Source organism: Streptomyces sp. DH10, from assembly GCF_029813805.1.
GTDB classification, from domain to species: domain Bacteria; phylum Actinomycetota; class Actinomycetes; order Streptomycetales; family Streptomycetaceae; genus Streptomyces; species Streptomyces coeruleofuscus.
Window position 1 is genome coordinate 154,093 of record NZ_JARVKU010000015.1, and the last position, 26,029, is coordinate 180,121.

General features: G+C 71.0%; 25 protein-coding genes. 6 read left to right on the top strand and 19 right to left on the bottom strand.

Features of this window, described 5'->3' with window-relative positions:
* Nucleotide 1 precedes the first annotated feature (1 nt).
* From QC385_RS28280 to QC385_RS28340, 13 genes are all read right to left on the bottom strand, one after another.
* The gene (locus tag QC385_RS28280) at nt 2-583 is read right to left on the bottom strand and encodes a hypothetical protein (RefSeq protein WP_279544208.1); all 582 of its coding nucleotides are present in this window, start codon (nt 581-583) and stop codon (nt 2-4) included.
* 34 nt (nt 584-617) lie between these two features.
* Entirely contained in the window at nt 618-1,226 is a 609-nt protein-coding gene (locus QC385_RS28285; RefSeq protein ID WP_279544209.1) for a pilus assembly protein TadG-related protein, read from the bottom strand.
* Nucleotides 1,226-1,459, bottom strand: a complete 234-nt coding sequence (locus tag QC385_RS28290; protein WP_184987627.1) for a hypothetical protein — start codon at nt 1,457-1,459, stop codon at nt 1,226-1,228. The genes QC385_RS28285 and QC385_RS28290 overlap by 1 nt, the downstream gene beginning before the upstream one ends.
* Nucleotides 1,460-1,604: 145 nt before the next feature.
* Complete coding sequence (locus QC385_RS28295; protein WP_279544211.1) at nt 1,605-2,576, bottom strand: response regulator transcription factor; 972 nt, start codon at nt 2,574-2,576, stop codon at nt 1,605-1,607.
* 65 nt (nt 2,577-2,641) lie between these two features.
* Nucleotides 2,642-4,276: a sensor histidine kinase gene (locus tag QC385_RS28300; protein WP_279544212.1), complete on the bottom strand. Its 1,635-nt coding sequence runs from the start codon at nt 4,274-4,276 to the stop codon at nt 2,642-2,644.
* A gap of 12 nt (nt 4,277-4,288) precedes the next feature.
* Entirely contained in the window at nt 4,289-5,176 is an 888-nt protein-coding gene (locus QC385_RS28305) for a DUF5936 domain-containing protein (protein ID WP_279544213.1), read from the bottom strand.
* A gap of 18 nt (nt 5,177-5,194) precedes the next feature.
* Nucleotides 5,195-6,139, bottom strand: coding sequence for a type II secretion system F family protein (locus QC385_RS28310; RefSeq protein WP_279544214.1), 945 nt, complete (start codon nt 6,137-6,139; stop codon nt 5,195-5,197).
* Between the two features lie 11 nt (nt 6,140-6,150).
* Nucleotides 6,151-7,488 carry a CpaF family protein gene (locus QC385_RS28315; protein WP_279544215.1) on the bottom strand — a complete coding sequence of 446 codons (1,338 nt, stop codon included), beginning with the start codon at nt 7,486-7,488 and terminating at the stop codon, nt 6,151-6,153.
* 56 nt (nt 7,489-7,544) lie between these two features.
* Nucleotides 7,545-7,904 (bottom strand): TadE/TadG family type IV pilus assembly protein, encoded by a 360-nt coding sequence (locus QC385_RS28320; RefSeq protein WP_279544216.1) that lies wholly within the window; start codon nt 7,902-7,904, stop codon nt 7,545-7,547.
* Nucleotide 7,905: 1 nt separating this feature from the next.
* A complete protein-coding gene (locus QC385_RS28325) occupies nt 7,906-8,292 on the bottom strand; it encodes a TadE/TadG family type IV pilus assembly protein (RefSeq protein WP_150482777.1) in 387 nt (128 codons plus the stop codon).
* The gene (locus tag QC385_RS28330; RefSeq protein ID WP_279544217.1) at nt 8,289-9,542 is read right to left on the bottom strand and encodes an AAA family ATPase; all 1,254 of its coding nucleotides are present in this window, start codon (nt 9,540-9,542) and stop codon (nt 8,289-8,291) included. Before QC385_RS28330 ends, QC385_RS28325 begins: the two co-directional genes overlap by 4 nt.
* A 9-nt stretch (nt 9,543-9,551) precedes the next feature.
* Nucleotides 9,552-10,259 (bottom strand): Flp pilus assembly protein CpaB, encoded by a 708-nt coding sequence (gene cpaB, locus QC385_RS28335; RefSeq protein WP_279544218.1) that lies wholly within the window; start codon nt 10,257-10,259, stop codon nt 9,552-9,554.
* Between the two features lie 124 nt (nt 10,260-10,383).
* Nucleotides 10,384-11,217 carry a hypothetical protein gene (locus QC385_RS28340; protein ID WP_279544283.1) on the bottom strand — a complete coding sequence of 278 codons (834 nt, stop codon included), beginning with the start codon at nt 11,215-11,217 and terminating at the stop codon, nt 10,384-10,386.
* Between the two features lie 384 nt (nt 11,218-11,601).
* Here QC385_RS28340 and QC385_RS28345 point away from each other — a divergent pair, with 384 nt between their 5' ends.
* Genes QC385_RS28345 through QC385_RS28365 form a run of 5 tightly spaced genes read left to right on the top strand, consistent with a single transcriptional unit; the run spans nt 11,602 to nt 16,278 of the window.
* Nucleotides 11,602-13,161, top strand: a complete 1,560-nt coding sequence (locus tag QC385_RS28345; RefSeq protein WP_279544219.1) for a hypothetical protein — start codon at nt 11,602-11,604, stop codon at nt 13,159-13,161.
* A 19-nt stretch (nt 13,162-13,180) separates the two neighbouring features.
* Complete coding sequence (locus QC385_RS28350) at nt 13,181-13,735, top strand: hypothetical protein (protein WP_279544220.1); 555 nt, start codon at nt 13,181-13,183, stop codon at nt 13,733-13,735.
* Between the two features lie 2 nt (nt 13,736-13,737).
* On the top strand, nt 13,738-14,169 hold the full coding sequence (locus QC385_RS28355; protein ID WP_279544221.1) for a DUF3592 domain-containing protein: 432 nt from the start codon (nt 13,738-13,740) through the stop codon (nt 14,167-14,169).
* The gene (locus QC385_RS28360) at nt 14,169-14,558 is read left to right on the top strand and encodes a hypothetical protein (protein ID WP_150482771.1); all 390 of its coding nucleotides are present in this window, start codon (nt 14,169-14,171) and stop codon (nt 14,556-14,558) included. The genes QC385_RS28355 and QC385_RS28360 overlap by 1 nt, the downstream gene beginning before the upstream one ends.
* A 31-nt stretch (nt 14,559-14,589) precedes the next feature.
* Nucleotides 14,590-16,278 (top strand): chitinase, encoded by a 1,689-nt coding sequence (locus QC385_RS28365; RefSeq protein ID WP_279544222.1) that lies wholly within the window; start codon nt 14,590-14,592, stop codon nt 16,276-16,278.
* A gap of 27 nt (nt 16,279-16,305) precedes the next feature.
* Here QC385_RS28365 and QC385_RS28370 read toward each other — a convergent pair whose 3' ends face one another.
* The 4 genes from QC385_RS28370 to QC385_RS28385 all read right to left on the bottom strand — a co-directional run bounded on the left by QC385_RS28370 (nt 16,306) and on the right by QC385_RS28385 (nt 22,254).
* The gene (locus QC385_RS28370; RefSeq protein WP_279544223.1) at nt 16,306-17,622 is read right to left on the bottom strand and encodes an Nramp family divalent metal transporter; all 1,317 of its coding nucleotides are present in this window, start codon (nt 17,620-17,622) and stop codon (nt 16,306-16,308) included.
* A gap of 186 nt (nt 17,623-17,808) precedes the next feature.
* Entirely contained in the window at nt 17,809-18,291 is a 483-nt protein-coding gene (locus QC385_RS28375; protein WP_279544224.1) for an ATP-binding protein, read from the bottom strand.
* Between the two features lie 80 nt (nt 18,292-18,371).
* Nucleotides 18,372-19,283, bottom strand: a complete 912-nt coding sequence (locus tag QC385_RS28380; protein ID WP_279544225.1) for an MEDS domain-containing protein — start codon at nt 19,281-19,283, stop codon at nt 18,372-18,374.
* Nucleotides 19,284-19,332: 49 nt separating this feature from the next.
* On the bottom strand, nt 19,333-22,254 hold the full coding sequence (locus tag QC385_RS28385; RefSeq protein ID WP_279544226.1) for an ATP-binding protein: 2,922 nt from the start codon (nt 22,252-22,254) through the stop codon (nt 19,333-19,335).
* 263 nt (nt 22,255-22,517) lie between these two features.
* Between QC385_RS28385 and QC385_RS28390 the strand changes: the two genes are divergently transcribed.
* Nucleotides 22,518-23,870 carry a M14 family metallopeptidase gene (locus QC385_RS28390; protein ID WP_279544228.1) on the top strand — a complete coding sequence of 451 codons (1,353 nt, stop codon included), beginning with the start codon at nt 22,518-22,520 and terminating at the stop codon, nt 23,868-23,870.
* Between the two features lie 12 nt (nt 23,871-23,882).
* On the opposite strand, the gene QC385_RS28395 is transcribed toward QC385_RS28390, so the two are convergent.
* On the bottom strand, nt 23,883-24,413 hold the full coding sequence (locus QC385_RS28395) for a hypothetical protein (RefSeq protein ID WP_279544229.1): 531 nt from the start codon (nt 24,411-24,413) through the stop codon (nt 23,883-23,885).
* Between the two features lie 54 nt (nt 24,414-24,467).
* Nucleotides 24,468-25,946: a GntP family permease gene (locus QC385_RS28400; RefSeq protein ID WP_279544231.1), complete on the bottom strand. Its 1,479-nt coding sequence runs from the start codon at nt 25,944-25,946 to the stop codon at nt 24,468-24,470.
* Nucleotides 25,947-26,029 lie beyond the last annotated feature (83 nt).

The following is a 26,029-nucleotide window of genomic DNA, read 5'->3' on the forward strand; positions in this document are numbered from 1 at the left end:
CTCACCCGGAGATCTTGATGGTGCCGCTGGAGAACGTCGGCAGTTGCAGAGCCACGTCAGTCGTGCTGGCCGGCGGGGCAGGGAACTGCATGAACACGGGGAGCGTCTGTCCGGTGTCGAGCGTAGTGAGGCCCGTCGTCGTCAGCGGACGTCCGTCGGTGTCACGAAGGACGTAGTAGCGCTTCTTCCCCTTGGAGTCCACGAGAGTCGCACCGCCGAGCGACTGGCCGTGTTTGATGACCTCGGTCTCGTCACCACTCGTCTGAGCGGGGATGGCCACCGACTCCGCTCCGTCGTTCTTCAAGTTGCCGCTCACCGTGACGAAGCCGCCAGCGTCCCTTTGAGCGGAGGTGACCTGCAGGAGCAGCCCGTCTGTGCCCTTGAGTTCGGCCAGAGGAGTCTCCGCCTGCCCCTCCTGAGCACTCGGCTTGGATCCACTGTCCTTGGAAGCGGACGCCGACGGGCTCGCCTTGTCGTCGTCCCCGCCTCCGCCGCCGCAGCCGGCCGCGCTGAGGGCCAGTCCGGCCGCAAGGGTCAGCGCGACCATCCCCCTGCGGGCGCCGGCAGTGAACCGAATGCTCATCTCTCTGCTTCCTTCATCACTCGTCGTTCGCTTGTCAGTCGGCCAGGTGGACGTCGAAGAGGTCCTCGGGTTTCGGCAGAGCATCGAGATCGAGATCGTCCGGATCCAGGTCCCAGTTCCGGTCGCCGTCGCACAAAAGCCGCGGGAGTACCTCGGGCCCGGCGTCCGCAGCCGGGGGGTCGAAGTCGCAGCGAGGCTCGATCACGGCTGTGGCGGACGCGTTCGATTTCCGGTTCGCCTCGCCGGGGACAACGGAGTCTCCCATGGGCTTGTTGGTCTCGACTTCGACCGTGAAGCGCAGCGGCCCCTCCGGATCGGGGCAGCTGGTCACTCGGGCATCGTTCTGTGCGGCGAGCTGATGTGCCCGCCAGCACGACGGTCCGATCCCTTCGGCCATCCCGTTGAAGATGCCCTGCCACTTGCTCGGGTCGAGTACGTCCTTCACCCACGCGCCCGCGAGTTGATCCCGCCTGTCCTGGGCAGCAGCGAGGGCCGCCGCGTCGGCTGCGGTCTGGGCGCCGTTCCTATTCGCCGCGGCCTGGCCGACCGCAAAGTAGGCAAACGCGAGGAAGAGCAGGCCCCCCACCACCGTGATGTAGATGGGGAAGGCCTGCCCTGCGTCGCCGTACCGGCGAGGTCGCATCAAGGAGCGACCTTGGCGATCTGAGCCTGGATCTTGGTGAGGATCGTCTGACCGATGTTCGTACCCGTGATCGCCAGCACGATCGCCACGACCACCGCGATGATGCCCAGGTACTCGACCGCGGTCTGCCCCTTGTCGCCGGACCGGCGCTGCATGGCCTCGACCGTGGTGTTCTTCCAGCCGTTCACGCGGACCTTGGTCGCAACAGCCGTCTTCAGCATCAGGTCGCTCATGATGTTCCCCTCCGGTTTCGGCGGTGCCGCTTTCGACACCAGAAACGTACGGCGGAACACCCCGTCCCCCAGAGGGTCCCAGGGCCCAATCCAGGGCCCAATCGAGCGGGCCCAACGAACTCTCCCCCCATACCGTCACCGAAGGTCACCCCAGTCCTCGGTGTGAGCCCGGTGCCGTGCCGAGCCACTTCGCCGCGGCCTCGGAGCGGCTGGTGCTGTGGAGCTTGGCGAAGATGCGGTTGATGTGGTTCTTGACCGTCTTCTCGCTGATGAAGCAGGTGGCGGCGATCTGCTGGTTGTTCATGCCGGACGCGATGAGGTCCATGATCTCCGCCTCCCTCGTACTCAGTTGGAACCGCGACCTGTCGGGAGCGGCCGGACGGCCACTCGTCCACCCAGACGAAGACTGTCCCACATCCGGTTGCACTTGCGAAAGGTTTTCTGGGGAAGTGGGTGGGGCGGGGACATGCGGGAGGCTCATATCTGCTGGTTGAGCGGGGTGTTGGGATTGATTATGCGGCCATGCGGAAGTGGAATTTCCGTATGCATTCGCATTCGCCTGTCCCAGTCCATCCGGTAGCGGCGAGTTCCCCGGAGCCTGGCCCTGGCCCTGGCCCTGACGGAGCTGGGCCAGCAGCGCTCCCGCCGCCGTGGGCGTGAAGTGGGCCCTGCCCTGCTTGATGTCCCTGACCGCGTCGACCAGCTGACCGGCCGTGAACTCGCCGTGGACCAGGTAGCCGCCCGCCCCTCGGCGGAGGGCCTCCTGGACGATCTCCGACTCCCTGCTGTAGGTCAGCATGACGACCGGGGCGATCCGCACCAGGTACGGGAGCGCCGAGATGCCGTCCACGCCGGGCATGCGCACGTCGAGGAGGACGACGTCCGGGCGGTGCTGTTGGGCGGCCTCGTAGGCCTCGCGGCCGTCGGCCGCCTCCGCCACGACCGTGATGTCCTCGCGGCCGGAGAGCAGGGCGGTGAGGCCGGCGCGGACCACCGGGTTGTCGTCGGCCACGACGACCCTGAGGCGGCTCGGCCGTGCGGGCTGCGGGAAGCCGAACGGGTTCTGTGGCGGTGGCGGCTGTGAGGCGCCGGGGTGAGGGGTCGTCTGGTCCGGCATCGGCTGCCTCCTCTCGTGTCGTGGGGGGGACGTGTGCGGCGTGGTTCATGGATGGTCGTGGGTGGTCAGCCGTGGGGTGCGGTCAGGGCCGCCAGTGGTAGCTCCAGGCGGACTTCCGTTCCCTTGGGGTGGCCGCCCCGGCCGATGCGGATGCGGGCGCCCACCGAAGCGGCCCGCTCGACCATGCCGACCAGGCCGAAGTGCCCGGCTCGGCGCAGTTGTTCGAGGGTGGTTCCGGGCGGGAGTCCGCGGCCGTCGTCGTAGACGCTGATGCGGAGCAGGTCGCCGTGGACGCCCGCGCGGACGTCGACCCGGGTCGGGCCCGCGTGGCGGTGGGCGTTCTCCATGGCCTCCGAGGCGATGGTGAGGAGCTGGCGGGCCACGGCGGGAGGGACAGGGGGCACGGAGTGGTCACCGGTGGGGTGGTAGACCGCCGGGAGGCCCGTGCGGGCGCTGAAGTCCCGGGTGCGCGCGGCCAGTTCGACCAGTACGTCCGTGCCCTGGCCGGGGTCCGATTCGCGGCGCAGGTCCGCCAGGAGTTCGCGGGATTCGGCGGCGGCTCGGCGGGCTGACCGGGCCACCAGGTCGGCCTGCTGCTTCACCAGGGCCACGTCCATGTGGGCGGCGCCCGCCGAGCCCGCCAGACCGTCCGCGGCCAGGGCCACGCCGTGCAGGGTCTTGGCGACCGAGTCGTGCATCTCGCGGGCCAGTCGGGCCCGTTCCGCGCCGACCGCCTCCGTGACGGCCAGGCGGGCCTGAACCGTCGTCAGGGCCTGGGTGGCCGCGCCGAAGCGGAGCATGAGGTTGCGGAGACTGGAGCCGACGGCTCCGGCGATGACACAGAGGCCGGGGAGGAGGGACGACTCGGCGATGCCGGGCTGGGGGTCCTCCATCGCCGCCTGGATCAGGAGGAGCAGCAGGGCCTGGAGGGACGCGAACGCGGCTGCTCCGCGCCAGCCGTAGACCAGGCCGGCGAGGAGAGGGGTGCAGACACTGACGTAGGCGAGGGTGCTGCCCGGGCCCGCCGAGATGAGCAGGAGGGCGCCGAAGAGGGTGTCCGCGGCCAGGAGAGTGGGATGGCGCAGCAGGAGGGGGCCGAAGCGTTCCCAGTCCCTGAACAGGACGTAGGAGGTCATGAAGGTGACGACCACGGCCGCGCCCACCAGGCGGGTGGGGAGGCCTTCGTTGGCGTTGATGAGGGCGGTGGGGGTGGCCAGGGCGATCATGGCCAGCCGAAAGCCGAAGACCTGCCGGCACATGGCCTGCAGGGCGTTGATCTGGATGGGTATCGCCGGGTGTTCGGGGGCGGGTTTCGTCCGGCCTTCGACCGGGATCGACTTCCCAGTGGAACCATCAGCACCGGCAGCACCACCAGCACCAGCACCAGGGGCACCGGCGGCACCAGCCGCACCACCGGTGCGGCTTTCGTCGCCGGGTGCGGGGGGCCCCGGTGGGAGCTGAGCACCGTCGGCGGCCGGACCGCCGTTCACACGTACCGGCATGGCCGTGTCCGCCCTGCCCCCCGGCGCGTCCGCCCGCTCCCACCCCGGCGGCAGCGCCGGTGTCGCCGACGTCACCGGGATGTCGGGGGCGCCCGTGCGGACGTGGGCCGGCAGGACGGTGCCTGCCGGTGGGGTGGTGATCTCCGGTGTTCTCGGGCGGCGGCGCAGCCGCCCGGTGCGTTCTCCCGTCATCGACATGGTGTCGCCCCCCTACTCGCCCGTGACAACGCCGAAGTCGGTGCCCGAGCCGAGGATCAGCCCGGCGCCGAGCAGGAGCATCGTGGCCGGAACCATGAAGGTCGTGATCATCATCGTGGCCTTGGGCACGGCACGCGCGGCCTTGCGGCGGGCGTTCTGCGCATCCGTACGGCGCATGTCCTTGGCGAGGGCCACCAGCGTGTCGACGATCGGGGCGCCCAGTTCCTCGCCCTGCTGCAACGCCGTGACGAACATGGCGACCTGTTCGGAGTCGTTGCGGCGGCGCAGTTCCGCGAAGGCCTGGCGGCGGCTCATGCCCAGGTCCATCTGGCGCAGGGTGATGCGCAGTTCGTCGGCCCAGGGGCCCTCGTACTTCGAGGCGACGCGGTCCAGGGCCTGGCGGAAGCCCAGGCCCGCGCTCACCACGACCGCCAGCACGTCCAGGAAGTCCGGCAGGGTCCGCTCGATCACGTCCTTGCGGATGCGGATCGCCGCCCAGATGCCGACCTCCGTCCAGAACGCCCCGAAGGCGAGCAGGAGCAGCGCCACGACGAGCTGGCCGCGCATCAGGAAGACCAGGAAGCCGACGCCACCGAGGAAGCCGTAGACCGCTCGGCGGGCGGCGTAGCGGTCGATGGTCAGGCCGCCGGGGTTGCCCGCGAGGTCGATCTTGCGTCGGTACTTGGCGACCTGCTTGGGGCCCATCAGGCGCAGGACCGCGGGGGCGTAGCGCATGCCCAGGCGATCGATGAGCGAGTCCACCGCGCCGGTGCGGGTGGAGCCGACCTCCAGGGCGAGCGCCAGGTCGCCGGGGAGTTTGGCCTCGGCCCGGTACATGCGGATGCCGGCGAAGGCGCCCCAGACGCTGAGGCCCATGACCAGTGCGAGAAGAAGTCCCATAATTCTGCTCCGGCCTTCTCAGACGTCGATGCGGGACAGGCGGCGGATGAGGATGAAGCCGACGGCGTAGAGGGAGAAGGCGATGATGACCGCCCCCTGGCCGAACGGTGAGCCCGTCATGCGTTCCAGCGCCCCGTCCTTCACGCCGTTCATCAGGAACAGGGAGCCCACGCCCAGCACCGGCACCGCGTACGAGGTCATGTTCACCTGCGACAGCTGGGTGCGGACCTCCCGTCGCGTCTCCTTGCGTTCCTCCAGCGTCTCCGTCAGGTTCCGCAGCGCGCTGACCACCTGGCCGCCCGCGCGGTTGGACAGCACCAGCGTGGTGACCAGGACGACCAGTTCCCGGGAGGGGAGGCGGTCCGCCAGTTCGCCCAGGGCGTCGTCCATCGACGCGCCGATCGCCAGTTGGTCGGCCACCTTGCCGAGTTCCTCGCCCGCCGGGGCCTCCAGTTCCTCCGCGGCCATGCCGATCGCCGTGCGCAGCGCGAGTCCCGCCTGGGTCGCGTTGGCGAGGATGCGGGCTAGTTCCGGGAGCTGGTTGATGAACTTCTCGATGCGTTTCTGCCGCTGCCAGTTGAGGAACTGCAGGGCCGCCCAGATGCCCAGCAGACCGGCCAGCGGGCCGAAGAACGGGGCCAGGGCCGCCTGGCCGATCAGCCACAGGCCGGCGACCGTGGCGAGTATGTAGACGAAGAACTCGCCCGGGGTGATGTCCAGGCCGGTTGCCGCCAGGCGCAGTTCCAGTTTCTTGCCGAGCTTGGTGCGCCGCAGGCGGCGGTCGATCCCGCGGAAGTTCCGGCGCCGGCCGCCGACCTGGATCTGGCCGGTGGCCGACAGGCGGTCGACGAGCGCCTGCCGCTGCGCCTTGCCCATGGCGTAGGAGTGCAGGCCCATGACCGTCAGGACGCAGGTCAGCAAGGTGATGCCGGTCGTGAGCGTGATGAGCGTGTGCAGTTCCATGGGGACGGTTCCTACCTGGCTTCTCGGGTGGCTAGCTGGTCCGCGGACTGGGCGATGCCGAAGGCCTGGGGAATGGGCTGGCTCGCCATGTAGAGGCGGTCGGCGGTGCGGCGCGGGAGGGGGTGGTACTCGAAGGCGCCGTGGATACGGCCGTCCGCCGCCATGGGCCGGGCGTTGAAGCGGGCGACCGTGACCAGTCGGTACGGCTCGCTGCCGTGGCTCTCCAGCAGCGCGATCTCGGTGATGCGGCGGGCGCCGTCCGCGAAGCGGGTCAGCTGGACGATGACGTCGACCGCGCTGTTGATCTGGTCGTGCAGCGCCACGAAGGGGATCTCCACCTCCGACATGGAGGCGAGGGTCTGCAGGCGCATCAGCGCGTCCTCCGCGCTGTTGGCGTGGACGGTGGCCAGCGAGCCGTCGTGGCCCGTCGACATCGCCTGGAGCATGTCCAGCGACTCGCCGCCGCGGACCTCACCGACGACGATGCGGTCGGGGCGCATACGGAGGGAGTTGCGGACCAGGTCGCGGATCGTGATCTGGCCCTTGCCCTCCACGTTCGCCGGGCGGGACTCCAGGCGGATCACGTGCGCCTGCTGGAGCTGGAGTTCGGCCGAGTCCTCGATGGTGATGATGCGCTCGCCCTCCGGGATCAGGCCCGACAGAGCGTTCAGCAGCGTCGTCTTGCCGGTGCCCGTCGCGCCCGAGACGATGACGTTGAACTTCGCCTGCACCAGGCCCGCCAGCAGGTACAGCATGTGCTCGTCCAGCGAGCCCAGGCCGATCAGCTCCTGGAGTGTGAAGGAACGCGGGAAGCGGCGGATCGTGAGCGTGGCGCCCGTCAGGGACAGGGGCGGGATGATGACGTTGACGCGCTCGCCGGAGGGGAGGCGGGCGTCGACCATCGGGTTCGACTCGTCCACGCGGCGGTTGACCGTCGAGACGATCCGCTCGATCGTCTGCATCAGCTGGTCGTTCGAGGCGAAGCGCATCGGCAGCTGCTCCACGCGGCCGCCGCGCTCCACGAAGATCGCGTCCGGGCCGTTGACCATGATCTCCGTGATGGAGGCGTCCTCCAGCAGCGGCTCCAGGATGCCGAGGCCCAGCGCCTCGTCCACCACCCTGCGGATCAGCTGCGAACGCTCCACCGTCGACAGCACCGGGCCCTCACGGCTGATGATGTGCCCGAGCACCCGCTCCAGCCGCGCCCTGCGCTCGGCGGCGGCCAGCGAACCCATCTCCGCGAGGTCGATCTCCTCCAGGAGCTTGGCCCGGTAGGAGGCGACCATGTGGCCGTCCTCGCCCCGGTTGCCGTTGTCCTCCGGGGAGTTGATGCGTGCTCGCAGGCTCATGGTCTCCCGTGCTCCTCGTTCGTTGCCGACAGCCTCAGTGGTCGTTGCCGACGGCCTCAGTGGTCGAGCGGCATGGTGGCGGTCTTCCGTGCCGGGTCGAAGTCCCAGCCGGGGACGATGGACGGGATGTCGACGGTGGCGGTGACCGTGACCTCGTCACCTCCCGGCGCCTCGGGACAGTCGGTTCCGTCGGCCAGCCAGCTGCTGACCGCGGTCGTGCAGGCCTGTTGGGCGCTGCCCTGCTGGAGCGACGCGCTGCGCGCCCCCGCCCGTGCCGCCGTCCCCGCCTGCTGCGCCGTGTACGCGATCAGCCCGAGCTGTACGGCCGCCATGCCGACGAGCAGCAGGATCGGGAGGAACCCGAGGTATTCGATGGCGACCTGGCCGCGGTCGCGCTCTCTACGGACGTACGCCATTTCACTTCGCCTCCTCGACCGCACCCGCGTGGCCCTCGACCGTGAACGGGAAGGCGATCGTGCCCGGGAAGAGGACGGGGACCTCGAGCTCGACGTCGGAGGTGACAAAGCCGCCCCCGGTGGTGCAGCCCACCTGGGCGCCGGCCCGCCACGCGTCCGACAGCTTGTCCAGGCCCGCCTGCTCGCACTTGCCCGGACGGTCGTACTCGGCCGCCGTCCCCGCCCGCACCGCCTCGTCCGCGGCATTCCCCGCGAGCGTGTAGGTGTAGCCCACCAGCACGAGCTGCCACAGCACCACCAGCGTCACGATGATCGTCGGCATCATGCCGAGGAACTCGATGGTGACCTGGCCGTCGTCCCGCCGTCTCGCGGACCTGGGCATTCTCATCCCCCTCCCTCCTTCCGCCGCCGGAAGTTCACCGACCCCCGGTCCCCCCGCAACCGGCCCGCCTTCTGGGCGCCCTCGGGGACCTTGACCAGCCCCAGTTCCCCGGCCAGGCCCCACAGGGCCTGCTTGACCGAGCTCTTGCTCTCCAGTTCGTGGATGCGGCCCGCGTCCACGACGCTCTGGAGTTCCTTGAAGTTGGCGGGGACCGCGGTGGCCGCGACGGCCGTGCCGGTGATCTTCTGGATCAGCGGCGGTTGGATCTCCGTAGCGCGCGAGTACCGGTTGACGACGACGGTCGTCTCCTCGGCCTTGCGGATCTGGAGCCGGTCCCACATCCGCACCGCCCGCTTGGCGCCCCGTACCGCGACCACGTCCGGCGTCGTGATCAGCAGGGCCCTGTCGGCCATCTCCACGGCGGCCGCGCCCGCCCCGTTCAGCTGGGCGCCGCAGTCGATGACGACGACCTCGTAGCGGGAGCGCAGGGCGCTGACGATCTGGCGGGCGGCGCGGTCGGTGACGTCCTCGCCGCGTTCCCCTTCGGCCGGGGCGAGGAGGAGGGCGAGTCCGGTGTCGTGGCGGAAGACCGCGTCGGCCAGGACACGCGGGGAGATGTCCGTGATGGCGGCCAGGTCGACGACGGACCGGCGGAACTGGACGTCCAGGTAGGAGGCCACATCACCGGTCTGCAGGTCCATGTCGACCAGCGCCGTGCTGCGTCCGGAGGCCTGGGCGGCGAGGGCCAGTTGGATCGCTGTCAGGGTCGTGCCCACGCCGCCCTTGGCTCCGCTCACCGTGACCACCGTGCCTCCGACACCGGTGAACACGTCGGCGCCGGCGCCCAGGTGCCGGCGTACGCCGACGGACCACTGGGCGACCGCCTGGACGCGGCTGGCGAGTTCCTCGTAGCTCAGGGGCAGGGCGACCATGCCGCGGGCGCCGTAGTCCATGGCGGCCTGCATGAGGCCGGGGCTCGCGTCCGAGGTGACGAGGATGACGCCGACGGCCGGGAAGCGCAGGGCGACTTCGCGGATCAGTTCCAGCGCGGGGACCGGGCCGATGCGCTCGTGCACGACCACGACCTCGGGCAGTTCGTCGACGGACTCGGCGGCCAGCCGCGCGAGGGTGTCGATGAGCTGGGTGGAGTCGACCACCGGGGCGACCGGCTCGGCGTCCGGGAGCTGGCTGAGGAGCGTCGTGATCGACCGGACCGCGTCCGCGTCACCGACTGCCGGGAGGATCCTCGTGGGCATGCGGGCCTCTCACTTGTCCTTCGCGAGTTCGTACGTCCGGTCCTGCTCGGGGACGGTGGTGTCGCTGCCGGGCGCGACCAGGGCGAGCCGGACCCGCTGGGCGAACGACTCGGCGTAGGTGAGGCGCTGGGCGTCCAGGGCGGACAGCGCGAAGGTGATGGGGACGGCGTCGGTGGGCTGCTGGGTGCGGTTGTTCTCGTCCGGTTTCAGCGCGGTGAGTTCGCCGACGTCGAGGACCTTGGCGTTGGTCACGATGATCTTCGACTGGTCGGGGTCGCCCTCGCGCTTGCCCTCGAAGGTGGCGTAGACGTTGACCGAGGCGCCCGGCGTGATCTTGCCCGCCACACCGGTCGCCGCGTCGATCATGATGGCGACCTCCTGCTGCCCGGGCTGGAGGGCCGGCTGGCGGACGATCATGTCGGACTGGAGCAGCGAGCCCGCTTGCAGCGTGGTCACGGCGATCTTGCCCTGGATCTCGCGCAGGTCGGTGACGGCGTTGTCCGACAGCCACCGTTCGGGCATCTTGATCTTCTCGAACTGGCCCGTGCTGAGGGTGGTGTAGGGCGGTACGTCCGACTTGAGCCGGTAGGCGGTGACCTCGGGACCGACCTTGGACTTCACGTCGCTGATGACGGACAGCACGCCGGTGAAGGCGCCGAGGGCGCAGACGACCGACAGGAGCAGGAGAATCACGCCGCGGCGCTGACGGGAGTTCATGAACCGTACAACCTCATTGGGGATATCGGTCGAGCGGAAACGAATGGGTGTGAGCGGTGGTCCGTGCGGGCCGGGACCAGGACCCTGGGACGCGAGTCCCGTGGCGCGCCCTGTGGTTCAGGACTCACCCGACGGGTGTTTGGTTCTCGTGCGGGTTCTGGCGGGTTTGGTCGTGAACGGGCGGCGTGGCCGAGCAGAACACGCAGCGGTCGCCGATGACGTCGATGCCGCACCAGTGGCAGCGGGTCCGCCGTACGGAGGTGACCAGCTGGTAGAGGACCGACAGGTCGGGCAGGTAACTGCAGAACTCGATCAGCTTGCCGGTGCCCCACCAGCCGGGGGACTCGGCCGGGAGCGGGGTCTCGCGCAGGCCCTGGACCTTCCAGGCCGGGGCGAGGGTGCCGGTGACCCAGTCGGACTGGAGCTGCCCCTTGGCGACCAGCATCCAGGTGCCGAACTCAGGGCCGGGCAGGGCGGCTTCGGGGGTGATCCTGACGAGCTGCGGCTCGGGGTGGGCGAGGACGCCGAACTGGCTTCCGGGTACCCAGGACTTGGCGTGCGACTTCAGGCCGACGGGGACCCGGTCGAGCCGGGCGACGGAGTTGAGCAGCGCGCCGGCGTGGATGTAGTGCACGAGCAGCCGCCCCGCCGAGGCGAGCACGCCGGGGCTGATGTCGCAGGACGCGAGCTGCCGTAACTGGCGGGCCAGGACGGCGAGTCCGAGCGGGGGCAGATCGGGCTGGAAGAGGGCGATCCGGTCGGTCTCCATGAGGGAGCGCAGGGTGTACAGCCGTCGCTGCACGGCGAGGGGCGCGGCCTGGGAGCAGACCACGATCACATGCCCGTGGTGCTCGACCAGGGTCTGCATGTCGGCGAGGGCCTGCTCGAGCGGGCGCCGGTCGACGTCCCGCAGCACGACGGCGGGCAGGGTGCGTTCGTCCTGTGGCGGCAGCGCCATGTCGGCACTGGTCACGGCAATGGCAGTTGGCACGCGCAGCTCCCCGTTTCCCCATGCCCGTCGGCGCGCCGCCTTGTCACGGCGGCCCACCTCGGTGACTTCACTGCGTGACTACCTCAGCACTGTATCCACGGCTCTGTGACCGGAGAACAGCGTTTGTGTAGCTGGAGAGCAACTGTCGTTGCACAAGATGCGCCAAAACGGGGCAGGTTGAGCATCTTGCCGGTCGTCGGCGGGGGCTCGGGTGGTCCCGGCCGGTGGTCCCGGAGGGCCCAGTGTTGACGGTGGGCCTCCGTTTGGGCCCTGAGGCCCACGCCTTCCGCCGGGACGCGTCCCTACTCTCACCGTCCACGGGCACGTGGTTCGGGCAAGGAGGGGTGCCGTATGGCTGGCGGGGGTGGCATACGGACGTACGGACGCAGACCGGTCTTCGACGATCGCGGCGCGACCGGCACCGAGTACCTCGGCATGGTCGTCGTCAGCGCCGCGATCGTCCTGGCGGTCTCGGCCACCGGCGTCGGTCAGCTCGTCTACGACAAGATCGCCGCGCAGATCTGCAAGGTGGCCGGTGACGGCGACTGCGCCCCGGGCGGGCCCGGGCCGGGCAAGCCCCTCACCGACGCCGACTTCGAGCCGGCGCTGTGCCAGGTCTCCTCCGTCACCGACAAGGCGGGCTCCAAGGCGAAGGTCTTCTTCTGGGAGATCGGCAAGGAGTACGGCTTCCAGGAGCAGCACATCAAGGCGAACACGGACGTCAACGGTGACGGCACGGTGGACGGCAAGGACCAGCTGGTCTATCTGACCTTCACCGCCGCCGCGTCCGTCGCCGCCAAGAAGGACTTCAAACCGGGTATGAAGGTCGGCAAGTTCGGCACCGACAAGGTGGAGCTCGGGCTCGGCATCAAGGTCACCAACGGCGACACCTGGGTCTTCGAGAGCCCGGAGGAGGCCCAGCGGTTCCGGGACGACGTGGAGAAGCTCCAGATGTACGAGATGCGGCGGACGATGCCGGGCGGCGCGGAGGCGAGCCTCGGCGACAGCATCGCCTACCTCTTCGGAACGGGTCCGCTCAAGGACGAGGAGGACACCCGGAACCGGATCGAGGAGCATCTCGGCGGCAACCGGCAGATCACCTACGGCAAGGTGGGTCTGGAGGCCTCGGCATCGGCCGGCCTGAAGATCTCGGCGGGCGACGAGAAGAAGCTGAGCGCCGCGCTCGGCGGCACCTTCAAGTACTCCCCCGAGGTCACCTGGACGGACAACGCCTACAAGAACACCAAGTCGTACACGTACTCCTCGTCCATCGAGTACGGCTCCAAGGTGGGCTACGAGGCGGGCCCGCTCAGCGGCGAGTACGCGGCGAACACGACGCAGACCGGCACCATCACGGTCACCTACGACAAGGGGACCGGCAAGCTGGTCCGCGTCGACATGACCCGGACCGTCGAGGAGGGCGGACAGAAGGACGGCGCCAAGGCCGGCGGTGACAACGGCAAGCAGGGCGGCGACAGGCGGGGCGGGAACGCCGGCGTGAAGGGCACGGACTCGCAGACCGGCATCGAGATCGTCACCAACTCCGTCAGTTTCGACCCCGGACCCGAGGGCGACGCGGACCGGGCGGTCGCCGAGCGGTGGCTGGACAGCAACAACGAGCAGGTCGCCACGCCCTTCCAGTACATGTTCGACGACCACGCGCCGACCTCCCGGCCGGGCGCCGACGACCCCTTCGGGCGGCTGATGTTCGACAAGGGCAGGTCGAGCCGGATGACGTACACCGGCGAGGTGAACGCGGCCGAGTACGGCTTCGAGTTGAATCTCGGGCTCAGTCTGGGCATGACGATCAGCACGGAGAAGAAGTCGGAGACGCTGACCGACGCACAGTTCCTGGGGGCGCCCCGCGGGGACGGTCGCTCCTATCTTCCCTACAGCTACTGTGCGAACTGACGAGACGGAGCCCAAGCCGATGAAGACCCGCCGTGCCCTCCTGGCCGCCGCCCTGCTGACGGCCTCCGTGGCCCTGACCGGCTGCGGGAGCTCCGACGCCGGCTCGGCGCCCGACGGCTGGGGCACCTTGAAGACCAAGGGCGTCGACGTCTCGTATCCGAAGGGGTACGAGGAGCAGAGCGCCGGTGAGCGCGGCAAGCACAACGCGGCCGCGGCGGTGCGCACGGAGGGCGGCAGGAAGGTCTCGGTCATCACCGTGCAGCTCGGCTTCACCGAGGCGAACTCCGCCGAGCAGGCCGCGATCGCCGCCGAGGCGGGCATCCAGCTGGGCGCGGACGTCAAGGGCCACAAGGACGTGGAGCTGGCCGGGGCGGACGAGGCGAAGCGGATCGACTTCACCTTCAAGGCGACCGGCGAGGACGGCGGCCCGCCGAAGGGCACCCCGGTCCAGGGCGTGATCCTGGCCGGGCTGGACTCGGCCGACACCGCCTTCGCGGTCCGGGTCGACGCGCAGCGCGGGTCCCTGCCGGACGGGGACCTGGACCGGATCATCGACTCGGTCGAGGTGCACTAGCGATGGAGGTGCCGGGCGCCGGTTACGTCGTACTCGCGCTGCTCGTGGCGCTGTTCGGCGGGCTGTCGTGGAAGTACGCGCGGCGGCTGGTGACGGTGACGCGCGTGCTGCGGCGCGGGATGCGGGCGGAGGGCGAATGCGTCCGGGTGGAGACGGAGCCGTACCACCGCTCGGACGCCAGGCGGCACTTCTTCGCCTTCCGGACGGCCGACGGCACGCCGGTCGAGTTCGAGGACCTGGCGGGCTGGTCGACGACGCGGGGCACCCGGGTCACCGTCACCTACGACCCGCGCGATCCGCAGGACACGGCGACGGTGGCGGGCCGGGGCAGCTGGTCCCCGGTGCTCCAGGCGCTCGCCCTGGTCGCGGGCTGCGGCATGGCCGCGCTGGGCTTCGCGGTCCTCCTCTACTTCGAGATCTTCGGGAGCGGTTGATGGCGCTCGTCCGCTGCTGGGCCGTCGGCATCGTCGTCCTGGTCGTCAGCGAGTACGTCCAGATGACGCTGGTGTACGGCCCGCTCGTCGGCCCGCGGGGTGTCGGCTCCTTCGGTGCCGCGCTGGCGCTGGTGCACCTGCCGAACCTGGTGTGTGTCGTGCTCGCCACCTGGGCGGCGGCGCGGGTGCATCCGGAGCCGTGGCGCCAGGTGCCGGGGCGGCATCTGGCGGCGGCCTGCGCGGCTCCGGCGGCGGCGCAGGTGCTGTTGCTGTCACTGCGGCCGGGTGTGCTGGACCCGGCCGGGCCGGCGCTGTGGATGTCGACGGGCGTGCTGCTGGCGGGGTGTGCGGTCGGGCTGCTGCTGGACAGGTTGGTCTGGACCTCTTGACAGTGTCGTTGGTCTGGACCATTTTCTTGTCATGTCCATACACAGACGATCCCTGCGGCTGTGGTCGGGCGCCCTCACGGCGGCCCTGGCCCTCACTGTCACGACCGTCGGCCAGGCGTCCGCCGCCGACGTCAACAACGCCAGGAACGCCGGCTTCGAGTCGGGCCTGAGCGACTGGACCTGCTCGGCGGGCAGCGGTACGACCGTCTCCTCCCCGGTGCACGCCGGCACGGCGGCGCTGAAGGCGACCCCGGCGGGACAGGACAACGCCCGGTGCAGCCAGACGGTCAGGGTGAAGCCCGGCTCGACGTACACGCTGGGCGCCTGGGTCCGGGGCGGCTACGCCTACCTCGGTGTCTCGGGCACGGGCACGACGGACGTGTCCGCCTGGACGCCGGACTCCGCCTCATGGAAGCAGCTGTCGACGACCTTCACCACGGGTTCGTCGACGACGTCGGTGACGGTGTACACACACGGCTGGTACGGGCAGGCGGCGTACTACGCGGACGACGTGTCGGTGTTCGGTCCCGACGGGGGCGGCGGCACGGACCCGGGCCCGGCGATCCCGGCCGCGCCGAGCGGCCTGAACATCTCGGGTACGACGTCCTCGTCGGTGTCCCTCGCCTGGAACGCGGTCTCCGGCGCGACGGGTTACACCGTCTACCGCGACGGCACGAAGGTCACAGCGGTCACCGGCACGTCGGCGACGGTGACCGGCCTCGCGGCCTCGACGTCGTACCGCTTCCAGGTCACGGCGGTGAACGCGGCGGGCGAGTCGCCGAAGTCGACGGCGGTGACCGGGACCACGAACAAGCCGAACGGGCCGGGCCCCGCGCTCCCGAAGCACGCGGTGACGGGCTACTGGCAGAACTTCAACAACGGCGCGACGGTACAGAAGCTGTCCGACGTGCCCTCCCACTACGACATCATCGCCGTCTCGTTCGCGGACGCGACCTCCACGCCGGGCGCGGTGACCTTCACCCTGGACTCGGCCGGGCTGAACGGCTACACGGTCGACCAGTTCAAGGCGGACCTCAGGGCGAAGCAGGCGGCCGGCAAGAAGGTCGTCATCTCGGTCGGCGGTGAACGCGGCACGGTCACCGTCAACGACGCTGCGTCGGCGGCGAACTTCGCGAACAGCGTCTACGCCGTCATGCAGGAGTACGGCTTCGACGGCGTCGACATCGACCTGGAGAACGGCCTGAACGCGACGTACATGACGCAGGCGCTGAGGTCGCTCTCGGCGAAGGCCGGACCGTCCCTCGTCCTCACGATGGCGCCGCAGACGATCGACATGCAGTCCACGTCCAACGCGTACTTCCAGACGGCGCTGAACGTGAAGGACATCCTCACGGTCGTCAACATGCAGTACTACAACAGCGGTTCCATGCTCGGCTGCGACGGCAAGGTCTACAGCCAGGGCACGGTCGACTTCCTCACCGCCCTGGCCTGCATCCAGCTGGAGAACGGCCTCGCCCCGTCCCAGGTCGGCCTGGGTGTGCCGGCCTCCACCCGCGCGGCGGGCGGCGGCTACGTCCCGCCGTCCGTGGTGAACAGCGCCCTGGACTGCCTGACCAAGGGCTCGGGCTGCGGCTCCTTCAAGCCGCCCCGGACCTATCCGGACCTCCGGGGCGCGATGACCTGGTCGACCAACTGGGACGCTACGGCCGGCAACGCGTGGTCCAGCGCGGTGGGCCCGCACGTGCACGGCCTGCCGTAACCGGCCGCCGTCCGCCTCGCCGGCCCCCTAGAAGAACTCCCCCCACGGCTGGTCCCAGACCTGCTTCACGCACAGGACCAGGAAGAGCAGGCCCGCGACGGCGAGCATCGCGTTGCTGAGCGGGCCGTTGCGCCACTCCCGGGGTGTCCGGGGTGAGTTCAGGAGCCAGATCAGCGTGCCGGCGAGGAAGGGCAGGAAGGCCGCGCCGAGGACGCCGTAGATGATGATCAGCCGGAAGGGCTGGTCTTCGAAGAGGAGGATCATGGGCGGGAAGGTCAGCCAGAGCAGGTAGGCGCGGAAGGGCCAGGAGCGTTCGCGTGCGCCCGAGGCGACCTCCTCGCCCTTGGCCTGGCCCTTGCCCGACAGCCGGGCCACGAAGTCGGCGAACATCAGGCTCACGCCGTGCCAGACGCCGATCAGGGAGGTGAAGGACGTGGCGAAGAAGCCGATCAGGAAGAACTTCGCCGTCGCGGCGCCGTACTCGTCCTCCAGGATGTCGCCCAGCTGGATCAGGCCCTTGTCGCCGCTCGCGATCGCGACGTTCGCCGAGTGCAGCAGCTCCGCGCCGACGAAGAGCATGGCGACCACGAAGATGCCGGTCGTGGCGTAGGCGACGCGGTTGTCCAGGCGCATGACCTTCATCCAGCCGGTGTCGGTCCAGCCCTTGGCGTTGACCCAGTAGCCGTAGGCGGCGAGGGTGATCGTGCCGCCGACGCCGCCGATCAGGCCCAGGGTGTTGAGGATCGAGTCCTTCTCGTCCGGGAGGACCGGGAGAAGGCCCGCGAAGGCGTCGGGGATGTTGGGCGTGACGCGGATCGCCAGGTACACCGTCACCACGAACATGACGCCCACCAGGACCGTCATGACCTTCTCGAACACCGCGTACTTGTTGAACCAGACGAAGACCAGACCGACCAGACCGCAGGCGATGCCCCACCACTTCAGGTCCATCACGTCGGGGAACAGCGCCTGGAGCGGCAGCGCGCTCGACGACATCGCCGCCGCGCCGTAGACGAAGCCCCAGACCACGACGTACACGGCGAAGAACCAGGTGGTCCAGCGGCCGAGACTGGCCCAGCCGTCGAACAGGGTGCGGCCCGTGGACAGATGCCAGCGGCCCGCCGCCTCCGCCAGGGAGATCTTCACCAGACAGCCGATGATCGCGGCCCACAGGAGGGTGTAGCCGAAGTTGCTGCCCGCGATCAGCGTGGCGACCAGGTCGCCGGCGCCGACGCCGGTCGCCGCGACGACGATGCCGGGGCCGATGTACTTCCAACTCGCCTTACGGGGCTGAGGCTGGTGCGACGCCTCGTGGTCCGTGGTGTTTCCCGTGGTGTCCGCCATGCAGGTCAACAAACCGCAAAGAGCCCGGCCCGACAAGAGGGCCTGAGCGGAAACCCCTTAGGGGCGCGGGGCTGTATCGATATGCGGCTCCGCCGCGTGGGCGCGCCCAGCCCCCACGAACCCGCGGACGGGAACGGCCCCCCGGCGGCTGGGCGAGCCCCGGGGACGGCCGAACCCAGCGGAGCGTCACGGCTGTCGCCGACCACAGCCGTCCGATCCGCATGTGCCGAGCTCGAACCACACGATCTTGCCCGGCCCGTCCCGGTGGCAGCCCCAGCGCTGGGCCAGCGCGTCCACCAGGAACATCCCACGGCCGTTCTCCCCGGTGCCCGCCGCCAGCACCCGGGGCACGCGGCGTTCCCCGTCGGCGACCTCGCAGCGCAGGACGCCGTGCGCGGCGAAGAGTGTGAGCCGGAAGCGGCTGTCGGCGTGCACCAGGGCGTTGGTGGCCAGTTCGCCGACGAGCAGTTCCGCGACGTCCGCCACCTCACCGCGCTCCGCCAGCCCCCATCCCTCCAGGTGCCTGCGCACCTGAGCGCGGGCTTCGCGGACGGCGGAGGGCTCGGGGGCGAACTCGACGCTCAGGTGGCCTGCTCCCAGCGGCGGTTGCGGGAACGGGCCGTACCCGGCGTCGGGGTCCGGGAGGTGGGGCCCGGAGAGTTGCAGCATGCCTCCAGGGTGGCCCGGGGGCCGGTCGGGCACAGGGGGAGGACTACCCGATCCCCTACCTGCTTGTGCAGGTGGGCGGGTTATGCGTACTGGAGGCGGACGGTCGTTCCCCCGGCGTCGTCGCGGATGTCCACGTACGCGCAGACCTGGCGCGCGTACCACAGGCCCGGGCCGGGTTCCGCGCCGGTGGGCGGGGGCGGGACGAAGCCGGCGAGCGGGTCGCCGACGGGGCGGGCCGAGCGCAGTTCGCAGACGCAGGCGGGCGCCTCGCCCCACAGCAGGGCGGTGCCGTCGAGGGGCGCCAGGGCCGCCGCCGTTTCCGCGACGGCCGTGGCGAACAACTCGGCGTCGGCGGCGGGAAGCCCCCGGGCTTCTGCCCAGGCCTGCACGGCCGCGGCGTGCGTCTCCGCCAGGGGCTGGGCGCCCGCCGGGGGCAGGGGCAGTGGTACGGCGTCGAGTTCGGCCGTGAGCCGCAGCGGGTCCTGGTACACGTCCGTGCCGGGGTGGGCGCGGCGGGCCGCGGCGACGACGGCGGGGCCGGCGGTGCGGGTGTCGTAGGCACACAGGGCGGTCGTGGCCATGGGCGCGAAGAGGAGGTTGGCGAGGGCCTCGTAGCGGATCCACTCGGTGGTCTCGCGGGTCGAGCGGCCGGCGCGGCCGCTCCAGACGGGTTCCATGAGGAGGTGGATCCGGCCGCCGGGACCGGCGTGGGCGGTGAGGTAGGAGGCCGCCTGGGCGACGGCGTTGGCGGCGGAGCCGGTGTACCAGTCGGTGTGCGGGATGCAGGTGACGTCCTTGGCGTCCCCGCCGAGGGCGTCCCGCAGGAGGTCCAGGTTGCGGGGGTCGGCGATGGCCACGGGGGGTGGTTCGCCGGGCGCGGCGAGGCCTTCGCCGAGGAAGGACAGGGCGGCGGCCACGAAGTCGCCGTCGGTGTCGAAGACCGCCATGCGGTGGTCGAACGCGGCGGGCGTGGGGGGCTGTCGGGTGCTCATGGGCTTCCCTCGGGGTCTGTGGTGCGGGTGGGGGTCTGCGGTGCGGCGGTCAGCGCTGGGCCGTCATCCAGGCGGCGATCTGGCTGCGGTTGCTGAAGCCGAGCTTGCTGAGGATGCGTTCGACATGGCCTTCGGCGGTGCGGCGGGCGATCACCAGCCGGTCGGCGATCTGCTGGTTGGCGAGCCCTTCGGCGACGAGCCGGGCGACCTGGGTCTCACGGGGGGTGAGCCGGACCGGGGTGTCGTCGTGCGGGGCCGGGAACTCGCCGGGGTGCGGGCGGGCCGGTTCCTGGAGGGCGTGGCCGACGAGTTCGGCGAGGCCGAGGCTCCCGCCGCGCCGGTGGGCCTGTTCGAACGCGTCCCGTCCCAGGGCCCGGCAGGCCCGCTCCTCGCTGTCCCGGCGTGCGGAGTTGAGGGTGCGCGCGCCCCAGCGGGCGGCGTCGATGTCGGCCCAGACGCGGTCGGCGCCGCCCAGCAGCACGGCCGCGTGCCGGTGGGCGCCGCGTTCGGTGGCGATCGACGCGAGCAGGTCGAGGGTGAGGGCGATGCCGATGACGTCGTGGACGGCGAGCTTGAGGCGCAGGGCCTCGCGGGCGTGCCGCTCGGCCGGGGCCCAGTCGCGGCGCACGGTGTGCGCGAGGGCGAGCATGCGCAGCACGTACGACCGTACCCACTGCTCGCCGTACCGCTCGCACAGCCCGAGGGCCCGCTCGCACACCTCGACGGCCCGGTCGGCCTCGCCCAGGAAGCCCAGCGCGCAGGCGAGTTCGACCTGGCCGAGGCCTACGACGCTGAGGTGCTGGCCGGGCACGGGGCCGCGGGCGACGGTCGTCTCGAAGTGCCGCAGCGCGCCGGGCAGGTCGTCGCCGAACAGCCGCAGGACGCCGATGACGTACTCGGCGTGGGCGGCCTCGGCGGTGTCGCCCAGGACCCGGGCGAGGGCGAGGGCGTCCCTGGCGTCGCGGCGGCCGCGGGGGAAGTCCTGGGTGGCGGCGGCGAGCAGCCCGGCGACCCAGAGGCCGCGGGCCCGTTCCGGGGTCGGCTCGGGGTTGGCGGCCAGGGCCCGGTCGAGCCAGTACAGGCCCTCGCGCGGGGCGCCGCAGGCGTGCCAGTAGAACCAGAGGGTGCCGGCGAGCCGCAGCCCGGCGAGCGCCTCGCCCGGGGTGGAGAGGCTGAAGTCGAGGGCGGCGCGCAGGTTGTCCCGGTCGGCGCGCAGCCGGGCGACGGTCTCCGGCTGCCCGGGCCCGAACCAGCCGCGCTCGCACTCCCCGACCCACCGCAGCATCCAGTCCCGCTGCCGCCGCCGGACAGCGCCCTCCTCCCCGGCGGTCCGGCGCAACTGCTCCAGCCCGTACTGCCGCAGCGTGTCGAGCATCCGGTACCGCACCCCACCGGGCCCCGGCTCCCGGCACAGCACGGACTTGTCCACCAGCCCGGCGACGGCGTCGAGCACGTCGTCGGCACGGAGGCCCTGGCCGGGCCGGGCAGGCCAGGTACCGGCGGCGTCCGCGGCGGGCGGGGGCGCGGCGGGGTCTGCCGGGTCGGGCAGGGGCGGCGGCAGCATCGGGCCGCCGGAGTGGGCCGGAGCTGGGAACGAGGTCATGGCCCCGGGGCCGGGCACGGACGGGGGCCGCGTCAGGCCGCCGAGCCGGGACAGCGGCATGTCTCCCGGGCTCTGCGCGGGCGGGGGCAGGTGCGGGAACGAGGTCATGGCCTCGGGCCCCTGCACGAACGGGGGCCGCGTCAGGCCGCCGCCCGGGCCGGTCCCGGGGCTCGGGACGATCAGGGGCTCGGGGCGCATCACGGGCAACGGCACGGGCCCGGCTGCCGGAGCCGGCATGGGCGGCACCGCGCTGCCCGAACCGCCGTCGAGCGGGGGCAGCGTCACCGTCCCCGCGAGCGCCGGTGCGGGCCGGGTACGTTCACCGGAGCCGTCCGTGAACCGGGCGCCGCCCGACGGCACGTCGGGACGTGCCCCGCCCGGGACACCACCCGTGCACGCCCCGCCCGGCGGGAGCGCCTCCGCCGGCGCCGGGCCCCTTCCCCGCCGGGCGCCGGGCTCCCCCGTGTCGTCCGCGCACACCGCCTCCGCCGTCTCCAGGTCGAAGCTGCCCGCGAGGACCGACAGCCGGGCCCACACCAGTTGCTCGGGGGCGGTGCACAGGTCGTGGCTCCAGGCGACCGCCGCTCGCAGGGTCTGGTGGCGGGGCAGGGCGGCGGGGCTGCCGGTGGTGAGGAAGCGGTAGCGGTCGTCGAGGCGGTCCAGGAGCTGGTCGACGTCGAGGACGCGCATGCGCACGGCGGCGAGTTCGATGGCGAGGGGAAGGCCGTCCAGGCGGCGGCACAGGCGGGCCACGGAGGCGCGGTTGTCCGGGGTGAGGCGGAAGCCGGGGACGACGGCGGCGGCCCGGTCGGCGAAGAGCGTGAGGGCCGGGTAGCCCTCGGCGGCGGAGAGGTCGCCGTCCGGGTCGGGCACCGGCAGGGGCCGCACCTCCAGCAGATGCTCCTCGGTGAGCCCGAGCCGGTGCCGGCTGGTGGCGAGAACGCGGACGCCCTCGGTGCCGTGCAGCAGGGCCGCCGCGAGTCGCGCGCACGCACCCGCCAGGTGCTCGCAGTTGTCGACGACGAGCAGCAGCCGCCGGTCCCGCACCTGCTCGACGAGGGCGTCCAGCGGCGGCTGGGCGGAGTGGTCGTGCAGGCCCAGCGCGTCGGCGGCGGCGAGCGGCACGAGCGCCGGGTCGTGCAGCCCGGAGAGGTGCACGAAGCGCACGCCGTCCGGGAAGGCCCGCTGCACCCGGGCCGCGACGCGCGCGGCGAGCCGGGTCTTGCCGACGCCGCCCGGCCCGGTCAGCGTCACCAGCCGTGCGCGGGCCAGCAGCTCGCGGCCCTGGGTCAGTTCGCCCCGCCGGTCGACGAAGCTGGTCGTCTCGACCGGCAGTTGGTGGTCCCGTCGTGGCGCTGATCCGCCCATGATCAGCCAGTCCTCTGGGGGTGTGGTCCGAGGGCCGACAGGCCCTAGCGCGGGCCCTCACTCTCCCCCTTCGCGTACATATATGCACGCTCGGGTCACACCCGTGGGTGTACTTCGGCCGGGACAGCTCGACCGCAGGGCCGCACGCGTACACTGCGCGTCCGCTTTCAGTCTTGACCTGCTCATGCCATTAGCAGAACGATGTGCGCCACCCGCACCACGTACGTCGCACGGAACAACCCCACCTCCCACAAGGAGATTTCATGCGACTCCGCATACGAGGCTCCGGTGCCCGCACCGGCAGACGCACCGCCGCCCTCGCCGCCCTCCTCGCACTCGCCCTCGCGGCGCCCCTCTCCGCGACGACGACCGACGCCACCGCCGACAGCGTCCGCAAGGCGGCCCCCTCCGCCGACGACGTCCGGCAGTACGAGATCCACATGCACTCGACGGCCGGGGACCGCACGGCACTTCAGCGCACCGGAGTGACCGTGGACGAGGCCCACGGCCACGGTGTCGTCGTCTCCGGACGCGCGGACCAGATCAAGAAGCTGCGCACGCTGGGCTACGAGGTCACCCCGCTCGGCGCGGTCCCCGACCGGTCCGCCGGCGAGGACGACATCCGGATCTCCGACTTCCCGTCGGGCGACTCGAAGTACCACAACTACGCGGAGATGACGAGCGAGATCAACTCGATCGTCTCGGCCAACCCGTCCATCGCGAGCCAGCGCGTGATCGGCAAGTCGTACCAGGGCCGGAACATCGTCGCCGTCAAGATCAGCGACAACGTCGGCAGCGACGAGTCCGAGCCGGAGGTGCTGTTCACGCACCACCAGCACGCCCGCGAGCACCTCACCGTCGAGATGGCGCTCTACCTGCTGCGCGAGCTGACCTCCGACCACGGCTCCGACTCGCGCGTCACCAGCCTGGTGAACAACCGTGAGATCTGGATCGTCCCGGACATCAACCCGGACGGCGGCGAGTACGACATCGCCACCGGGTCGTACCGCTCGTGGCGCAAGAACCGCCAGCCCAACAGCGGCAGTTCGTACGTCGGTACGGACCTCAACCGCAACTGGAACTACCGCTGGGGCTGCTGCGGCGGCTCCTCCGGCTCGACGTCCTCCGACACCTACCGGGGCTCCGCGCCCGAGTCCGCGCCCGAGGTGAAGGTCGTCGCCGACTTCGTGCGCAGCCGGGTCGTCGGCGGGGTGCAGCAGATCAAGGCCGGCATCGACTTCCACACGTACAGCGAGCTGGTGCTGTGGCCGTTCGGCTACACGTACTCCGACACGACCACCGGGATGACCGCGGACGACCACGCGGCGTTCAAGACCGTCGGGCAGAAGATGGCCGCGAGCAACGGGTACACGGCGGAGCAGTCCAGCGACCTGTACATCACGGACGGGTCGATCGACGACTACCTCTGGGGCGCGCACAAGATCTTCGGGTACACGTTCGAGATGTATCCGAGGTCCGGCGGTGGCGGGTTCTACCCGCCCGACGAGGTGATCGAGCGGGAGACCTCCCGTAACCGGGACGCGGTGTTGCAGTTGCTGGAGAACGCCGACTGCATGTACCGGTCGATCGGCAAGGAAACCCAGTACTGCCGATAGTCGCCCGGCCGGCTACTCGGCGTCTTCCTCGAAGTAGGCGTCCAGTACCGCGTCCAACTGCTCGTCCCACTCCGTGAAACGGCTCCTGGCCGGCGCTTCGATCTCGATCGGGTACCAGCGCCGGTCAGGGGTGTGGACGGTGACGGTGTAGCGCTTGCCGAACCGGGCGGTCTCCGTTTCGACCGCCCCGATCTCGTCCCAGCGGAACTCGCATTCCTGGTCGTCAAGGGACAGGCGTACGCCTCTGCTGTCGGCGACTATCCTCGCCCGGCGGTCGGAGGCCTCGAAGACGGGGCCGTCGGCATCGGCCTCCTCCGGCTCGGAGGGCGACGTCTGAGCCGTCTCCGTCGTCTCCTCCTGCTCGGGGGCGGCCTCCTCGGCTTCCTCGGCCTCGGCGACCTCAGGATCCTTCTCCGGCCCGTCGTCCTCCGTCCTTCCGGACGCGGGTGACGTGAGCCCGGGGATGAAGGCCGGGTCGAATCCGGCGCCCTTCACGGGCTCGGCCTTAAGGGGCTGGCTGCTCGAACCTATGCGCTGCTCCACAGCGGAGCAGTATGGTCGACGAACCTGTGCCGCACACAGTCGGCCCCCGCATCGTTACACGAAGATGCTCAACACCGCGGCCACCACGAACCCGGCCACCGACAGGACACTCTCCAGCACGGTCCACGACTTCAGCGTGTCCCGCTCGCTGATGCCGAAGTACTTGGCGACCATCCAGAAGCCGCCGTCGTTGACGTGCGAGGCGAAGATGGAGCCCGCCGAGATGGCCATGATGACGAGGGCGACGAACGCCTGGGAGTGGTCGCCCTCGGAGAGCAGGGGCGCCACGATGCCCGCCGTCGTCACGATGGCCACCGTCGCGGAGCCCTGGGCGACGCGCAGCACCACGGAGATCAGATAGGCGAGGACGAGCACCGGCAGGCCCACGTCGTTGAACGTGTCCGAGAGGGCCTGGGCGACGCCGCTGGCCTTGAGGACGGCGCCGAAGATGCCGCCCGCGCCGACCACGAGCAGGATGTTGCCGACCGGCTTCAGGGACGCCGTGGACACCGTCTCAAGGGACTTGCGGGACCAGCCGCGCCGGATGCCGAGCAGGTAGTACGCGAGGAACAGGGCGAGGGTGAGCGCCACGAAGGGGTTGCCGAAGAACTCGATCACCGAGCGGAGCGTGGAGGGGTCCAGGGCGATCGAGGAGAAGGTCGCGGCGAGGATGAGGACCAGCGGGGTGCCGATGATGCCGAGGACCGTGCCGAGGGAGACCGGCTGCTCGCGCGGCTCCGTACCTGCCGCCCGCTGCTCGTCGACGACGGCCTGCTTGGCTTCCTGGGCCGCCTCGACCATGTCCTGCGGCACGGCGACGAAGATGCGGCGGCCGATCCACGCCGAGTACGCCCACGCGGCCACGACGGCCGGCAGACCGCAGACGATGCCCATGAGGATGACCCAGCCGAGGTCCACGTGCAGGAGGCCGGCCGCGGCGACCGGGCCGGGGTGCGGCGGCAGGAAGGCGTGCGTGACCGACAGGCCCGCGAGCAGGGGCAGGCAGTAGAGCAGGATCGACTTGCCCGAGCGCTTGGCGGCGGCGTAGACGATCGGCGCCAGGACGAAGATGCCGACGTCGAAGAAGACGGGGATGCCGAAGATCAGGCCCGTCAGGCCCATGGCGAGCGGGGCGCGCTTCTCGCCGAACATGCCGAGGAGCCGGCCGGCCAGCACCTCCGCGCCGCCGCTGACTTCGAGGATCGCGCCGAGCATGGTGCCCAGGCCGATGATGATGGCGACATGGCCGAGGATGCCGCCCATGCCGGACTCGATGGTGGAGACGGCGTCCGACTTCTGGACGGTGCCGAAGAGTTCGGTGACCGAAAGTCCGGCCGCGAGGCCGACGGCTATGGAGACCGCGAGCAGGGCGACGAACGGCTGGAGTCTCATCCTGATGATGAGGAACAGCAGCAGTGCGATGCCGAGCGCGGCGGTGAGCAGGAGTCCGGCCGTACCGTCGACCAGGAGGAGCAGGCCTCCGGTGTGGGGTGGGGTCTCGGCAGGGGCGGACGCGGCGAGCGGATGGGACATTTGGGGGTCCTCTGGGTAAATGCATACAGCTTCGGGGTAGGGGGGAGCGCGGCGCGGCGCATCGGTGGCGCCGCGCCTCACGG

Excerpts from the sequence above, each read along its gene's own strand:
- QC385_RS28375 (WP_279544224.1), bottom strand. The coding sequence starts at position 18,291 with ATGCTGCAACTCTCCGGGCCCCACCTCCCGGACCCCGACGCCGGGTAC.
- QC385_RS28310 (WP_279544214.1), bottom strand. The coding sequence starts at position 6,139 with ATGGAACTGCACACGCTCATCACGCTCACGACCGGCATCACCTTGCTG.
- QC385_RS28315 (WP_279544215.1), bottom strand. The coding sequence starts at position 7,488 with ATGAGCCTGCGAGCACGCATCAACTCCCCGGAGGACAACGGCAACCGG.
- QC385_RS28340 (WP_279544283.1), bottom strand. The coding sequence starts at position 11,217 with ATGGCGCTGCCGCCACAGGACGAACGCACCCTGCCCGCCGTCGTGCTG.
- QC385_RS28380 (WP_279544225.1), bottom strand. The coding sequence starts at position 19,283 with ATGAGCACCCGACAGCCCCCCACGCCCGCCGCGTTCGACCACCGCATG.
- QC385_RS28385 (WP_279544226.1), bottom strand. The coding sequence starts at position 22,254 with ATGGGCGGATCAGCGCCACGACGGGACCACCAACTGCCGGTCGAGACG.
- QC385_RS28355 (WP_279544221.1), top strand. The coding sequence starts at position 13,738 with ATGGAGGTGCCGGGCGCCGGTTACGTCGTACTCGCGCTGCTCGTGGCG.
- QC385_RS28370 (WP_279544223.1), bottom strand. The coding sequence starts at position 17,622 with ATGGCGGACACCACGGGAAACACCACGGACCACGAGGCGTCGCACCAG.
- QC385_RS28320 (WP_279544216.1), bottom strand. The coding sequence starts at position 7,904 with ATGGCGTACGTCCGTAGAGAGCGCGACCGCGGCCAGGTCGCCATCGAA.
- QC385_RS28350 (WP_279544220.1), top strand. The coding sequence starts at position 13,181 with ATGAAGACCCGCCGTGCCCTCCTGGCCGCCGCCCTGCTGACGGCCTCC.
- cpaB (WP_279544218.1), bottom strand. The coding sequence starts at position 10,259 with ATGAACTCCCGTCAGCGCCGCGGCGTGATTCTCCTGCTCCTGTCGGTC.
- QC385_RS28295 (WP_279544211.1), bottom strand. The coding sequence starts at position 2,576 with ATGCCGGACCAGACGACCCCTCACCCCGGCGCCTCACAGCCGCCACCG.
- QC385_RS28330 (WP_279544217.1), bottom strand. The coding sequence starts at position 9,542 with ATGCCCACGAGGATCCTCCCGGCAGTCGGTGACGCGGACGCGGTCCGG.
- QC385_RS28305 (WP_279544213.1), bottom strand. The coding sequence starts at position 5,176 with ATGGGACTTCTTCTCGCACTGGTCATGGGCCTCAGCGTCTGGGGCGCC.
- QC385_RS28360 (WP_150482771.1), top strand. The coding sequence starts at position 14,169 with ATGGCGCTCGTCCGCTGCTGGGCCGTCGGCATCGTCGTCCTGGTCGTC.
- QC385_RS28365 (WP_279544222.1), top strand. The coding sequence starts at position 14,590 with ATGTCCATACACAGACGATCCCTGCGGCTGTGGTCGGGCGCCCTCACG.
- QC385_RS28300 (WP_279544212.1), bottom strand. The coding sequence starts at position 4,276 with ATGTCGATGACGGGAGAACGCACCGGGCGGCTGCGCCGCCGCCCGAGA.
- QC385_RS28325 (WP_150482777.1), bottom strand. The coding sequence starts at position 8,292 with ATGAGAATGCCCAGGTCCGCGAGACGGCGGGACGACGGCCAGGTCACC.
- QC385_RS28400 (WP_279544231.1), bottom strand. The coding sequence starts at position 25,946 with ATGTCCCATCCGCTCGCCGCGTCCGCCCCTGCCGAGACCCCACCCCAC.
- QC385_RS28290 (WP_184987627.1), bottom strand. The coding sequence starts at position 1,459 with ATGAGCGACCTGATGCTGAAGACGGCTGTTGCGACCAAGGTCCGCGTG.
- QC385_RS28280 (WP_279544208.1), bottom strand. The coding sequence starts at position 583 with ATGAGCATTCGGTTCACTGCCGGCGCCCGCAGGGGGATGGTCGCGCTG.
- QC385_RS28345 (WP_279544219.1), top strand. The coding sequence starts at position 11,602 with ATGGCTGGCGGGGGTGGCATACGGACGTACGGACGCAGACCGGTCTTC.
- QC385_RS28285 (WP_279544209.1), bottom strand. The coding sequence starts at position 1,226 with ATGCGACCTCGCCGGTACGGCGACGCAGGGCAGGCCTTCCCCATCTAC.
- QC385_RS28390 (WP_279544228.1), top strand. The coding sequence starts at position 22,518 with ATGCGACTCCGCATACGAGGCTCCGGTGCCCGCACCGGCAGACGCACC.